This window comes from Tabrizicola sp. M-4 (genome assembly GCF_051132405.1).
GTDB lineage: Bacteria > Pseudomonadota > Alphaproteobacteria > Rhodobacterales > Rhodobacteraceae > Paragemmobacter.
In genome coordinates, this window is record NZ_CP128606.1 from 2863859 (window position 1) to 2877845 (window position 13987).

Consider the following 13987-nt stretch of genomic DNA (forward strand, 5'->3'; position numbering starts at 1 on the left):
TGATCGGTCTTACTCGGCCCCCACATAGGCCCGAACAACAACAAAGCTGCTGCCGACAGTGACACCCAACAGCCCTGACACACCCGTCATCCGCATCCGCAACCTGCACAAGAGCTATGGCCCGCTCGAGGTGCTGAAGGGTGTCGATCTAACCGCGCCACGCGGGCATGTCGTATCGTTGATCGGGTCGTCGGGTTCGGGGAAATCCACGCTCCTGCGCTGCTGCAACCTGCTGGAGGACAGTCAGGACGGCGAGATCGAGTTCGAGGGCGAGGCCGTGCGCTGGCGCGGCACGGGCATGAACCGCCACCCTGCCGACAAGGCGCAGGTGATGCGGATGCGCACGAACCTTTCGATGGTGTTCCAGCAGTTCAACCTGTGGTCCCACATGACCATCCTGCAGAACGTGATGGAGGCGCCGGTGACGGTGCTGAAGCGCGATCCACGGGAAGTGGAGGAGAAGGCGCGCGGCTATCTGGCAAAGGTGGGGATCGTCGAGAAATGCGAGGCTTGGCCCGCGCAACTGTCCGGCGGGCAGCAGCAGCGGGCGGCGATTGCGCGGGCGCTGTGCATGGAGCCCCGGGCGCTGTTGTTTGATGAGCCGACCTCGGCGCTGGACCCGGAGTTGGAGCAGGAGGTGGTGAAGGTCATCAAGGCGCTGGCCGAAGAGGGGCGCACGATGATCCTTGTCACCCATGACATGAAGCTTGCCGCCGATGTGTCGGACCATGTGATCTTCCTGCACAAGGGAAAGATCGAGGAGGAGGGTCCGCCCGACCAGCTTTTCGGGAACCCGCAGACCGAAAGGCTGCGCGGTTTCCTTTCCGCCACGGCCTGAACGACAGGGCCGGGGCAAACCCCAAAGACTGCATCAAACCCTAGGGAGATACCGATGAAGAAGATGATACTTGCCACCGCGCTGATGGCGCTGACCGCGGGTTCCGCGCTGGCGCAGGACGTGGTGCGGATTGGCACGGAAGGCGCCTACGAGCCCTACAACTATATCGATCAGGCCACCGGCGAGTTGACCGGCTATGAGATCGAGCTTGGCAACGAGCTGTGCAAGCGCGCCTCGCTGAACTGCGAATTCGTGCAGAATGCGTGGGATTCGATCATCCCGAACCTGCAGTCGGGCAACTACGACATGATCATGGCCGGCATGTCGATCACGGATGAGCGGGAAGAGGTCATCGACTTTTCGCAGAACTACATCCCCCCGGCCTCGTCGGCCTATCTGGCGCTGACGGCGGATGTGAATGTGGGTGAAGGTGCGGTCGTGGCCGCGCAGACCGGCACGATCCAGGCGGGCTATGTGGCGGAATCGGGCGCGACCCTGCTGGAATTCGCGACGCCGGATGAAACCGTCGCCGCCGTGCGCAACGGCGAAGCGGATGCCGTCTTTGCCGACAAGGACTATCTGGCCCCGATCGCGGCCGATTCGAATGGCGAAGTGGTGCTGCTGGCCAATGAGGTGCAGCTTGGCGGCGGCGTCGGCATCGGCCTGCGCGAAAGCGACACCGAGCTGAAGGAAAAGATGAACGCGGCCATCCAGTCGATGAAGGATGACGGTTCGCTGAACGCGATGATCACCAAGTGGTTCGGCCCCGAAGCCGCGACGTTCTAAGGCAAAGGCGGGCGGTCCCACAGGGCCGCCCGCGACGCTCCGATGTTCGAATATTGCGCCGATCCCACGCAACTTTCCGGCCTGACATGGCTGAGCTGCTACCTGACCACGGGGACGCATTTCAATTTCTATTGGTCCTTCGTGACAGTGCTGATGCTCTTGGCCGTGACGGCGCCGGTTGCGCTGGCCTTCGGGTTCGGGGGCGCGATGGCGGCGCGGTCGCATGTGCTGCCGCTGTCGATCTTGGGCAAGGGATACATCGCCGCCGTGCGCGGCGTGCCGGACATCGTCTATTTCCTATTCTTCGTGATCGCGCTTGATCAGGGGCTTGAATGGGTGAAGCACCTGTTCGTCTGCACCGATCTGTCGCAGCCCGTCTGGAACGGCACGGAATTCCGCGTCTGCCCCGAGGCGAAGGTACCGCTGGCGACCTCGCCCGCCATCTGGCATTCGGCCTATGCCTTCGGGCTTGCCGTGTTCACCTTTGCGCTGGTCTTCGGGGCCTTTGCGGCCAATGTGCTTTACGGTGCGATGCAGGCGGTGCCGCGCGCGCAGCTTGAAACGGCGGAAGCCTATGGCATGACGCCCCGGCAGGTGTTCCGCCGCGTGCTGGTGCCGCAGATGTGGGTCTATGCGCTGCCGGGGCTTTCGAACCTTTGGCTGATCCTGATCAAGGCGACGCCCTTGCTGTTCCTGCTGGGCATACAGGACATCGTCTATTGGGCGCGCGAATTGGGCAGCGCCAAGACGAGCGGGAACAACCCCTATCCGCATGGCGATTGGCGGGTGTTCTATTTCCTTGCGCTGCTGGTCTTCTATCTGGCCTTCACGCGGGTGTCGGAGGTCTTTCTTGCCCGGCTGACGCGGCGCCTGTCGCATGGGCAGGCCACGCTGGGTGGCGAGCAGTTGCGCAAGGCGGGGGCCTGAGATGGAGCCTATGACCTGCCTTGAAACGATTCAGGCCTATGGGCTGCGATCCATCGGGATCGGCGAAAGGTTGCTGCCGCGGTCGGACTATACGCTGTGCCAGCATTTCACGCTGATCGGGTCGGGGCTGATCTGGAACATCTATTTCGGCGTGCTGGCACTGCTGTTCGGGTTCTTCCTTGCCAATGCGCTGGCGCTGGCGAAGGCGGCTCAGTCGCCTTGGCTGCGCAAGCCCGCCGAATGGTTCATCTTCGTCTTCCGGGGGTCACCGCTCTTCATCCAGTTCTTTCTGGCCTATGAGTTGCTGGTCCTGCTGCCCAAGGCCGGGATCAATGTCCTTGGCATCACCATCGAGACGGCATGGACGACGCGGGCTTGGGCCGGGGCTTTGTTCGTGCTGTTCCTGAATACGGCGGCCTATTCGGCGGAAATCTTCCACGGCGCGTTGAAATCGGTGCCGAAAGGGGATGTGGAGGCGGCGGATGCCTATGGCATCACCGGCTGGTCGCGGTTCCGGCGGGTGCTGTGGCCCACGATGCTGCGCCTTGGCTGGCCCGCCTATACGAACGAGGCGATCTTCCTGTTCCATGCCACGACGCTGGTGTTCTTTTCCGGCTTTCCGGCGTTCCAGCAGAAGGGCGACGCGCTTTATTACGCGAATTACTTCGCCGACAAGACCTTCAACCCCTTCATCCCCTACCCCATCGTTGGCTTCTATTTCATCTGCCTGACGCTGCTTCTGATCTGGGTCTTCGGATTGATCAACCGCCGCCTGAACCGGCATCTGCCGTCGAACATGCGCGGCAGAATCCGCTTGCGTCCACAGGTGATCCGATAGTAGCCTAGATTTGATCAAATTCCTCGGGCGGCTTTCGCCCGGGTCCGCCGAAGATGCGGCACCGGGCATGGGGCCTGGATGGAAGGGGATCGAAACACAGGGGAAGGACCGGGGCCGGGCTTCATGCTCCCCCGCCTGAAAACATGATGATGAAGGATTGGCTGAGGAAGCATCCGGACGTGCGGACCATCCGCGTGGCCGCGGTTGACCTGAACGGTCAGGCACGCGGCAAGCGCGTTCCGGCGCGGTTCGCGGAGAATGTGGTGAAGAACGGGACACGGTTCCCGTTTTCGGTCCTGAACCTCGATATCTGGGGCGAGGATATCGATGACAGCCCGCTGGTCTTCGAGCAGGGCGATCAGGACGGGGTGCTGCGGCCCACCGAGCGCGGCTTCATGCCGATGCCCTGGCTGGAGGCGCCGACGGCGCTGCTGCCGATCTGGATGTTCCGCGAGAATGGCGCACCCTATGAGGGCGACCCGCGCCATGCGCTGCGCGCCATCGTGGACCGGTTCAAGGAGCGTGGCCTGACGCCGGTGGTGGCGATGGAGTTGGAGTTCTTCCTGATCGACGACAGCGGCAAGACCTTGCAGGTGCCGCCCTCGCCCCGGTCGGGCAAGCGGCGGAAGGCGGCGGAGACGCTGTCGATCCGGGCGCTGGATGCCTTTGACGTCTTCTTCACCGATCTCTACGACGCCTGCGAGGCGATGGACATTCCCGCCGACACGACCACGTCGGAGACGGGCCTTGGCCAGTTCGAGGTGAACCTGATGCATTGCGACGATCCGCTGCGCGCGGCGGATGACGCATGGCTGTTCAAGATGCTGGTGAAGGGCCTCGCGCGGCGGCACGGCTTTGCGGCCAGTTTCATGGCAAAGCCCTATCCGGAATATTCGGGATCGGGGTTGCACACGCATTTCAGCCTGATCGACGAGGACGGCAAGAACGTCTTTGATTCCGGCGGTCCGAAGGGGACGGCGATGCTGCGCTCGGCCGTGGCTGGATGCCTGAACGCGATGCATGATTCGACGCTGATCTTCGCGCCGCACCAGAACAGCTATGAGCGGCTGGTGCCCGGCAAGCATGCGCCCACCGCAATCTGCTGGGGATACGAGAACCGCACCAGCGCGATCCGGATTCCGGCGGGCAACCCCGCCGCACGGCGGATCGAGCATCGGGTCGCAGGGGGCGATGTGAACCCCTATCTGATGCTGGCGGCCATCCTTGGCGCGGCTTTGGACGGGATCACGCAGGCGATGGAACCGCCCGCACCGATCACCGGCAATGCCTATGCGGTGGAAGATCTGCCGCAGATTCCGGACACTTGGGAAGGTGCGATCGAGGCGCTGGAGAAAAGCACGATCGTTCCGCGCTTCATCCATCCCGAACTGATCAAGAACCTGATCCAGACCAAGCGTCAGGAATTGCACTACATCGGCGAGTTGAGCGAGAACGAGAGGGTCGAGCTTTACCTCGACACGGTCTGACCGGGAGCGCGCCCGGAATTTTCGCAGAAAATTCGTCGGGCGCGCGGGTGGGGCCTACGATTTTTCTGCGAAAGATCGGGGCCCTTGCCGAAGGCACGGGCAAGACACTACCTTTTGCGGACAGAGATACAGGCACATCATGCGGATCGGCATCCTACAGACCGGCCTTGCGCCCGAGGCGCTTGCTCCAGAAATGGGGGATTATCCCGACATGTTCGCCCGTCTGCTTGACGGCCATGGCTTCACCTTCCGCACATGGAAAGTGGTCGAGGGGGAGTTTCCCGCCTCTGTCCGCGATGCTGACGGTTGGCTGATCACCGGATCGCGCCACGGGGTCTATGAGGATCACCCGTGGATTGCGCCGCTGGAGCAGTTCATCCGCGACTCCTTCACCGCGCGGGTTCCGGTCGTGGGCATCTGCTTCGGCCATCAGATCGTTGCGCAGGCCATGGGCGGCAAGGTCGAACGCTATGCGGGCGGCTGGGCCGTGGGGGCGACCGATTACGACTTCGGCGGCGAAACCCTGCGCTTGAACGCATGGCACCGCGATCAGGTGGTGCAGGCCCCGCCCGGCGCGACCGTCATCGCCAGCAACGATTTCTGCAACAACGCGGCGCTTCTTTACGACGACCGCGCCTTGACGGTGCAGGCCCATCCCGAATTCCGCCCCGAATTCGTTGATGGGTTGATGAAGACCCGGGGCAAGGGACTGGTGCCCGACGAGGTGATGGCCGAAGCCGCCGCCCGTCTGGACTTGGCCCTGCAGGACAAGACAATGGCGGGCCGTATCGCCGCCTTCTTCAAGGAACCGCGCGCCTGACAGGGCGTCGCGGGCAACCCGAAAAAACATAGTGTGACACATGTCCAAATGGACCGAGAAACTGCCCGAGGCAGCGCGCGAATTCATCGCAGGCCGCCGCGTGGATGAAGTCGAATGCATCATCGCCGACATCGCCGGCGTGGCGCGGGGCAAGGCGATGCCCGCCTCGAAATTCGCCAAGCAGGCCAACTATTTCCTGCCGAACTCCATCTTCCTGCAGACGATCACGGGGGAATGGGCGGACAACCCGTCGGGGGCCTTCACCGAACCCGACATGATCCTCGTGCCGGACTTCTCCACCGCCACCGCCGCGCCGTGGACGGCGGACGTGACGCTTCAGGTCATCCATGACGCGCAGGATCAGGCGGGCCGCCCCGTCCCCACCGCGCCGCGCAACGTGCTGAAGCGGATCGTGGAGCTTTACAACGCCGAAGGCTGGCAGCCCATCGTCGCGCCCGAGATGGAGTTCTTCCTGACCGCCCGCAACCTCGACCCCAACATGCCGGTCATGCCGCCCATGGGCCGCTCCGGCCGCCGCGCGGCAGGGAAACAGGCCTATTCCATGAGTGCGGTCGATGAATACGGCAAGGTCATCGACGACATCTACGACTTCGCCGAGGCGCAGGGGTTCGAGATCGACGGCATCCTTCAGGAAGGCGGCGCGGGTCAGGTGGAGATCAACCTCGCCCATGGCGACCCCGTGGCGCTGGCGGACGAGATCTTCTTCTTCAAGCGCCTGATCCGCGAGGCGGCGCTGCGCCACGACTGCTTCGCCACCTTCATGGCGAAACCGATCGAGGGCGAGCCGGGATCGGCCATGCACATCCACCATTCCGTGGTGGACAAGAAGACGGGGAAGAACATCTTCTCCGACCGCAAGGGGGGCGAGACGCCGGAATTCCTGCATTTCATCGCCGGGATGCAGACCCACCTGCCCGCCGCCGTCGCGCTGCTGGCGCCTTACGTCAACAGCTATCGCCGTTATGTCCCGGACTTCGCCGCGCCCATCAACCTCGAATGGGGCCGCGACAACCGCACCACGGGCCTGCGCGTCCCGATCTCGGGACCCGAGGCGCGGCGGCTGGAGAACCGTCTCGCGGGGATGGACTGCAACCCCTATCTCGGCATCGCGGCCAGCCTTGCCTGCGGTTATCTGGGGCTGAAGGCGGGCAAGATGCCCCGCCCCGAATGCACGCAGGACGCCTACAACATGGAAACGGACCTGCCCTACAACCTCGGCGACGCGCTGGATCTCTTGGAAGAGGACGCCCTGCTGCGCGAGGCGCTGGGGCTGGAGTTCTGCAGCGTCTACGACTCCGTGAAGCGCAACGAATACAAGGAGTTCCTGCAGGTCATCAGCCCGTGGGAGCGCGAGCATCTGCTGCTGAACGTCTGATGCGGCTTAATCTTCTGCATGCCAATGACCGGGCGGGGGACTATCCCCCGTCCTATTATGCCGCGACACGGGCGGAGTTCGGCCCCCTGCCCCCCCTGCAGGGCGAGGCGAGGGCCGATGTCTGCATTGTAGGTGCGGGATATACAGGCCTTTCCGCCGCGCTGCATCTGGCCGGGCGCGGCCTTTCGGTGATCGTGCTTGAGGCGCATCGCGTGGGCTTTGGCGCGTCGGGGCGGAACGGCGGGCAGGTGGGCAGCGGGCAACGGCTGGATCAGGAGGCGCTGGAGGCGACCGTCGGTCGGGAGGATGCACGCAGGCTGTGGGATTTCGCGCAGGAGGCGAAAGACATGGTGCGCGGGCTGATCACCGCCCATGGCATGCCGGTGCGGTTTCACCCCGGCATCGCCCATGCCTGCTGGAGCGCGGGCGAGGTGCGGGACGCCCATGCCTATGCCGAGAAGCTGCGCCGCGATTACGGCTATGATCAGGTGGAGCCGCTGACGCGAGAAGGGATCGGGCGGCTTATCCCCTCTGGCGTGTTCGCGGGGGGCGAGGTGGACCGGGGCGCGGGCCATGTGCATCCGCTGAACTATGCCATCGGCCTTGCGCGGGCGGCGCGGGCGGCGGGCGCGGTAATCCATGAACGGTCGGAGGTGACGGGCATCCTCCATGGGGCAAAGTCCGTGGTGACGACCGCGGGGGGCCGCGTGATCTGCGATCACCTGATCCTCGCCTGCAACGGCTATCTCGGCGGGCTGGAGCCGCAGGTGGCGGCACGGGTGATGCCGATCAACAACTTCATCCTTGCCACCGAACCCCTGGGCGAGCGCGCGGGTGAGGTTCTGGCGGAACCGGTGGCGGTGGCAGATACCAAGTTCGTGGTGAACTACTGGCGGCTGTCCGAAGATAACCGGCTGCTTTTCGGGGGCGGGGAAAGCTATGGCTACCGCTTTCCCGACATCATCAAGACCGTCCGCAAGCCGATGCTGGAGATCTATCCCGGCCTGAAGGATGTGAAGATCGACCATGCATGGGGCGGGACGCTGGCCATTACCATGACGCGCAACCCCTGTTTCCTGCGGGTGGCGCCGAATGTCCTGTCGGCATCCGGCTATTCCGGGCATGGGGTGGCGCTGGCGACGCTGGCAGGGCGCATTCTGGCCGAAGCGGTGGCAGGTCAGGCCGAACGCTTCGACCTGATGGCGCGCCTACCCACGCCGCGCTTTCCGGGCGGGGCGGTGCTGCGCTGGCCCATGCTCGTGCTGGCGATGACCTGGTATTCGATGCGCGACCGGCTAGGGCTGTGACCCCCAGTTTCGGCGGTTTCCTGCCCCGTGGCGCGGGGAAAATCCTGCTGTCCTGAACTTCTCGCTGGAAATGTGGCGGCTGCCTATTTACAGAAAACGAGAAGAAGATTTTCAGAAAAGGTGCAGGTATGGCCCCGGACGGACAGGCACTCGCCCCCAATGTCTATGACGCCGAACCGATCCCCGAGGCCGCGCGGGCCGAGATCGACAGACTGCTCTCCTCGGGTGATCTGTTCCGCTATACCGCGCCGGAGGATGCGCCGGTCGCGCTGCTGGAGGAGGAGTTCGCGGCCCTGCTGGGATCACGCTATGCTCTGGCGGTGTCTTCCTGTTCGGCGGCGCTGTTCCTGTCGCTGAAGGCGCTGGACCTGCCGCGGGGGGCGAAGGTCCTGATCCCGGCCTTCACCTTTGCTGCGGTGCCCTCGTCCATCGTCCATGCCGATTGCGTGCCGGTGCTGGTGGAGGTGGGCGCAAATTACCGCGTGGACATGGCGGATTTCGAGGCGAAACTGGCGGATGCGCAGGCGGTGATGATCAGCCACATGCGCGGCCATACCTCGGACATGGATGCGATCATGGGGCTGTGCGACGCGCGCGGCATTCCGGTGATAGAGGACGCGGCGCATTCGTTGGGCACCACATGGAACGGGCGCAACATCGGGACCATCGGAAAGATCGGCTGTTTCAGCTTTCAGTCCTACAAGCTGGTGAATGCGGGTGAAGGCGGGATCATGGTGACGGATGATCCGGAACTGGCCGCGCGGGCGATCATCATGTCGGGCGCCTATGAGGAGAACTGGAAGAAGCATCCGGGTCTGTCGAATTCCTGTGCCCATTGGCAGAACAGGTTGCCGCTTTACAATCTGCGCATGCAGAATCTTTCGGCGGCGGTGATCCGTCCGCAATTGCCCGAGGTCGCGCGGCGCGTGACGAAGGGACGCGCCAATCACGACTGGGTGGCGGAGCGATTGAACGCGAGCGGCCTGCTGACCGTGCCCCCTGCCCTGCCACAGGAGAACCGCGCGCCCGACTCGATCCAGTTCAACCTGACGGGAGACTGGTCCGATGACGAGGCGCGGGCCTTCCAGAAGGCGGCCAAGGCGCGTGGTGTATCGGTGCAGGTCTTCGGCCTGTCGGAGGGCAATGCGCGGGCCTATTGGAACTGGCAGTTCCTTGGCCCCATGCCGGAATTGCCGCGCACGCGTGCCATGCTGATGCGGGCCTGCGACGTCCGGCTTCCGGCGCGGTTGACGGAGGCGGAACTCGATTACATCGCCTGCGCGATCGTGGATGCGGCATTGGACGTGAAGGGCTGAGGAGCAAGGCTCTTCATCCGGAAAGCGTTCGGTCGCGATCTTCCTTTGGAAGATCGCAAAACTCTTCGCAGAAGAATTTTCGACGGTCACAAGGTCCGTAGCGTATCGCCAAGCCATGGCCAGAGGGCCCGGCTGGGTTCCACCACCTGCGCCTGCAACAGACGACGCAGGCGGATGGCCACATCCGACGGCATATCGCGCAGGACACCCGCCCTCGCATGCAGGGAAAGGCTGCGCGCCAGCGGTTCGAACGGCAAGGGGTGCACCTCCACCTCTGCCCGGAAGCGGGTGGCGTGGTGCAGGGCGAGCGGTGTCAGGATCGTCCAGCCTGCGCCAGCCGCGACCATGGCGAGGATCGGGGCATAGCTGTCCAGTTCGAACCGCGCCCCGATGCGCAAGTTCTGACGCGCCAGATGGGCCGCGATCTGGCGGCCCATCAGATGGCGGGTGGTATACTGGATCAGGGGCAGGTTGCCGATGTCGCCCCCTTTCGGCGCCACAGCGAGGAAGGGTTCGGCCAGAAGACCATGCACTTCACGCCAACCTTCGGGGGCGTCGAGCGTGGCATCGGCGGCAACCACCATGTCCAGCGCGCGGTTCGACAACTGTTCCAGCAGATGGTGGCTGGCACCGGTTTCCAGATGGAAGCGGCAGCCCTTCAACTCGGCCGCAAGCTCCGTCAGCAGGCGGGGCGTCACCTCGGCATCGAGATCCTCGATCATGCCCAGCCGCAACGTCGTCAGGCCCGACAGATCGGCCATGGCCAGTTCGGCCCGCGCCTCGGCCTCGGCATTCAGGATGACCTGCGCGTGACGTCGAAACATCGTCCCCGCCGGGGTGATCGACAGGGGCCTCGCGCTGCGGTCCATCAGGACCGCGCCCAGCGCGGACTCGAGCGAGGACAACTGCTGGCTGACGGCGGAGGGGCTTACGCCCAGCCGCCGCGCGGCGGTGGAGATCGACCCTTCCTCGGCCGCTGCCAGAAAGACCTCGATCCCCCAGAGGGTCACGCGCCCCTGGCCTTCGGTCATGGGACGCCCCCTTTCCGCCGATCAGAGCTTGGAGAGTTTCTTCTGCAGCTCGGCCAGTTGGGCCTTGATCTGGGCGAGTTCGGCATCCTTGGGCTGCGCCTCGGCCCCCTCTTCCTTGGCCGGACCGCTGCCACCCCAGCCGGGAAGGCCGCCCATGAAGGCCTGCATGAAGACCTCCTGCTGCTTGCGCATCGCCTCGAAGCCCGGCATCGCGGCCATCGGGTTGGGGAAGGAGGACAGGTTTTCCATCATCTTCGACTGTCCCTCGCGCAGCATCTCGAAGGAGGCGGCAAGGAATTGCGGCACGACGGATTGCATCTCGGTCGTGTAGGAGCGGACGAGATCGGTCAGCACATTGATCGGCAGGACGTTTTCGCCCTTCGCCTCATGTTCGGCAACGATCTGAAGAAGGTATTGCCGTGTCAGGTCGTCGCCGGATTTCAGATCGACGATCTGCACCTCGCGCCCGGCGCGGATGAAGCCTGCGATATCTTCCAGCGTGACGTAATCAGACGTCTCGGTGTTGTAGAGCCTGCGGCTGGCATAGCGCTTGATCAGAAGCGGCTTGTCTGTATCGGCCATAGGCCCCCCTCCCCATTCTTTTCGCAACTGCAATGGCTGCAATGCAGAGAAGCTTAAGACAGGGATTTTCAAAAAGAAAGGGCGGGCACGAGGCCCGCCCAAAGCGCGTCCGACCGACAGGGAGGAGGTGCGGGGACGCCGATCCTTGCGGATTACTTCGCAGCCGCAGCGGCCTTCTTGGCCACAGAGGTGACTTCGGCAGTCGCCTTCTTCACCGCGGCGGTCGCGTCTTCCGAGAAGTCCTTGCCGGCCGCCAGCATCAGTTCGACGGTTTCCATCTGCACCTTCTTGGCCACTTCGGCGAAGGCGGCCATGTTCTCGGCGGCCATTTCGGCATAGGCAGAGGCGAAATCGGTCACCGACTTGGTGTAGTCGGTCGGTTCGGTCTTGGCCTTGGAGACATCGCCCAGCTTGGCGAGGGTGTCCTTGGTCCATTTGGCGGTGATTTCGGTCGACTTCTCGGCGGCTTCGAGAGCCACTTTCGACAGCTTCTCGCCCATCGCGGCCTGCGTCTTGAACGCGTTCTGCATGGCCGAAGCATCGACCGGGAAGGAAGCCATCATGTCCTGCATGACTTTGGTGAAATCGGTTGTCTTGGTCATTTCTTTGCTCCTGGCGGGCCGATCAAGCGGTCTCGGGTGTGAGGTCGTTTCCTGATGAGCAAAGATATACATGCTGCAGCGCAGCAATTCAAGCTTTTTTCTGCATTGCAGCATTGCAATGGCGGAATGCGTCACGCAACCGGAAATTGCACGACGGATCAGGCGTTTGGCACCGCGGTGACATAGGTGCCCGGCGCGGGGGCCAGCACATCCGCCCCCGAATCGCCCGGCACACGTGCCTTGACCTTCTTGCCGGATCGCGAGGAGAGCCACTCGCCCCAGCGCGGCCACCAGCTGCCCTGATGGTAGGTCGCGCTTGCCTTCCAGTCCTCCGGTGCGCCGGAAACGGGACCGTCGTTCGTGTAATGGCCATACTTGCCCTTGGAGGGAGGGTTGATGATCCCCGCGATATGGCCACTTTCCGACAGGATGAAGGTTTTGTCCTTCGATCCCATCTGCTTCACGCCGTTGAAGCTGCCGCGCCAATGGGCGATGTGATCCGTCTCGCAGGCGATGGCGCAGATTGGCAGCTTGACGTCCGAAAGCGTGACGGGCTTGCCGAAGACGGGAAAGCCCGTGGTTGCGAAACGGTCCTGTTGGCAAAGGCCGCGCAGATATTCCAGCGCCATCTTGCAGGGCAGATTGGTGCCGTCGCCGTTCCAGTAGAGCAGGTCGAAGGCGGGTGGGGCCTCGCCCATCATGTAGCTCTTGATGGCGGGTTGGTAGATCAGGTCGTTGGAGCGCAGGAAGCTGAAGGTGCGCGACATGAAGAAGCGCGACAGGATCCCGTCCTGTTCCGCCTGTCGTTCGATCCCGTTGACGAAATCGTCGTTCAGGAAGACGCCCACCTCGCCGGGATCCGAGAAATCGGTCAGCGTGGTGAAGAGCGTGGCGGATTTCACCGAAGTGTCGCCCGCCTTTTCCAGATGCGCCAGCGTCAGCGAAAGGGTGGTGCCCGCGATGCAATAGCCCACGCAGTTGATCTGCTTCTCGCCCGTGATGCGGCGCGTCTCGGCCATGGCGCGCAGGTAGCCGTCGCGGATGTAATCGTCGAGACCCACGTCGCGATAGCCGGAATCCGGGTTCACCCAAGACACAACAAAGACGGTAAAGCCTTGATCCACGACCCATTTGATCAGGCTGTTCGCGGGCTTCATGTCAAGGATGTAGAATTTGTTGATCCAGGGCGGGAAGATCAGCAATGGCGTCGCATGGACCTTTTCGGTCGTGGGCGCGTACTGGATCAGTTCGAACATCTTGTTGCGGTAGACCACCGCGCCGGGGGTGGTGGCAAGGTTCTGGCCTACATGGAAGGCCTCCTTGTCGGCCAGCGTCACCAGAAGGTCGCCGGAATTCGCCTCGATATCCGCGACGAGGTTCTCCAGCCCCTTCACGAGGCTTTCGCCATCCGTCTCGATCGCGCGTTCCAGCGCGTCGGGATTGGTGCCGAGGAAGTTGGTAGGCGAGAACATGTCGACGATCTGGCGGGTGAAGTATTCCACCCTGCGCTTGTCGGCCGGGTCGAGGGTGGACATGTCGTCCACCGCCGCCGACAGCGCCTCGGCGTTCATCAGATATTGCTGCTTGAGGTAGTTGAAGAAGGGATGGGTTTCCCACAGCGGATTGGAGAAGCGGCGATCCTTGGGCGTGGCATCCGGGGGGGCCTTCAATTCGCCCTTGGCCAGCGTCTGCTGCGCCTCGACGTAGTGTTTCAGGCTTTTGCCCCAGTAGTTGATCTGGTGTTCGAGGATCTTGGCCGGGTTATGCATCATCTCGGCCAGATAGGCCGAGGCGGCCTTCATGTAGACATCCGGGGCCGGGCCGTGCAGGGCGTTGTCCACCGCCTTGCGCTTTGCCATCGCCGACACGAGGCGTTGCGACAACGCTTCGACCTTGGCGAGATTCTCGTTCAGCCTAACGAGTCTTTCACCTGCGTCGTTGTCTTCCGTTGTCATGCGAATATTTCCCCCCTATCCTCGCCGCTATGCAGCATATCGCCACCGGACCGGGGGGGAAAGCTGTGAATGCCGGAGTTAGGCCCACCCGGACAAGGAGAC

13 protein-coding genes are annotated in these 13987 nt (G+C 63.5%); 9 read left to right on the forward strand and 4 right to left on the reverse strand.

Annotated features, from left to right (window positions below):
• The first annotated feature begins 58 nt into the window (after positions 1 to 58).
• The 9 genes from TabM4_RS14015 to TabM4_RS14055 all read left to right on the forward strand — a co-directional run bounded on the left by TabM4_RS14015 (position 59) and on the right by TabM4_RS14055 (position 9715).
• Positions 59 to 838: an ABC transporter ATP-binding protein gene (locus TabM4_RS14015; RefSeq protein ID WP_434613512.1), complete on the forward strand. Its 780-nt coding sequence runs from the start codon at positions 59 to 61 to the stop codon at positions 836 to 838.
• A gap of 54 nt (positions 839 to 892) precedes the next feature.
• Positions 893 to 1624 (forward strand): transporter substrate-binding domain-containing protein, encoded by a 732-nt coding sequence (locus TabM4_RS14020; RefSeq protein ID WP_434613515.1) that lies wholly within the window; start codon positions 893 to 895, stop codon positions 1622 to 1624.
• 42 nt (positions 1625 to 1666) lie between these two features.
• Complete coding sequence (locus TabM4_RS14025) at positions 1667 to 2551, forward strand: ABC transporter permease (protein ID WP_434613518.1); 885 nt, start codon at positions 1667 to 1669, stop codon at positions 2549 to 2551.
• A 10-nt stretch (positions 2552 to 2561) separates the two neighbouring features.
• On the forward strand, positions 2562 to 3389 hold the full coding sequence (locus TabM4_RS14030; RefSeq protein WP_434613521.1) for an ABC transporter permease: 828 nt from the start codon (positions 2562 to 2564) through the stop codon (positions 3387 to 3389).
• 149 nt (positions 3390 to 3538) lie between these two features.
• Positions 3539 to 4876: a glutamine synthetase family protein gene (locus TabM4_RS14035; protein ID WP_434622083.1), complete on the forward strand. Its 1338-nt coding sequence runs from the start codon at positions 3539 to 3541 to the stop codon at positions 4874 to 4876.
• A gap of 139 nt (positions 4877 to 5015) precedes the next feature.
• On the forward strand, positions 5016 to 5696 hold the full coding sequence (locus TabM4_RS14040) for a type 1 glutamine amidotransferase (RefSeq protein ID WP_434613525.1): 681 nt from the start codon (positions 5016 to 5018) through the stop codon (positions 5694 to 5696).
• A gap of 40 nt (positions 5697 to 5736) precedes the next feature.
• Positions 5737 to 7092, forward strand: a complete 1356-nt coding sequence (locus TabM4_RS14045; protein WP_434613528.1) for a glutamine synthetase family protein — start codon at positions 5737 to 5739, stop codon at positions 7090 to 7092.
• The gene (locus tag TabM4_RS14050; RefSeq protein ID WP_434613531.1) at positions 7092 to 8399 is read left to right on the forward strand and encodes an NAD(P)/FAD-dependent oxidoreductase; all 1308 of its coding nucleotides are present in this window, start codon (positions 7092 to 7094) and stop codon (positions 8397 to 8399) included. The genes TabM4_RS14045 and TabM4_RS14050 overlap by 1 nt, the downstream gene beginning before the upstream one ends.
• 128 nt (positions 8400 to 8527) lie before the next feature.
• Positions 8528 to 9715, forward strand: a complete 1188-nt coding sequence (locus tag TabM4_RS14055; protein WP_434613533.1) for a DegT/DnrJ/EryC1/StrS family aminotransferase — start codon at positions 8528 to 8530, stop codon at positions 9713 to 9715.
• An 86-nt stretch (positions 9716 to 9801) separates the two neighbouring features.
• Here TabM4_RS14055 and TabM4_RS14060 read toward each other — a convergent pair whose 3' ends face one another.
• The 4 genes from TabM4_RS14060 to phaC all read right to left on the reverse strand — a co-directional run bounded on the left by TabM4_RS14060 (position 9802) and on the right by phaC (position 13885).
• Entirely contained in the window at positions 9802 to 10746 is a 945-nt protein-coding gene (locus tag TabM4_RS14060) for a LysR family transcriptional regulator (RefSeq protein ID WP_434613536.1), read from the reverse strand.
• A 21-nt stretch (positions 10747 to 10767) separates the two neighbouring features.
• Positions 10768 to 11328, reverse strand: coding sequence for a polyhydroxyalkanoate synthesis repressor PhaR (gene phaR / locus TabM4_RS14065; RefSeq protein WP_434613539.1), 561 nt, complete (start codon positions 11326 to 11328; stop codon positions 10768 to 10770).
• Between the two features lie 152 nt (positions 11329 to 11480).
• Positions 11481 to 11930, reverse strand: a complete 450-nt coding sequence (locus tag TabM4_RS14070; RefSeq protein ID WP_434613542.1) for a Phasin — start codon at positions 11928 to 11930, stop codon at positions 11481 to 11483.
• Positions 11931 to 12088: 158 nt separating this feature from the next.
• Complete coding sequence (phaC, locus tag TabM4_RS14075; RefSeq protein WP_434613545.1) at positions 12089 to 13885, reverse strand: class I poly(R)-hydroxyalkanoic acid synthase; 1797 nt, start codon at positions 13883 to 13885, stop codon at positions 12089 to 12091.
• Positions 13886 to 13987 lie beyond the last annotated feature (102 nt).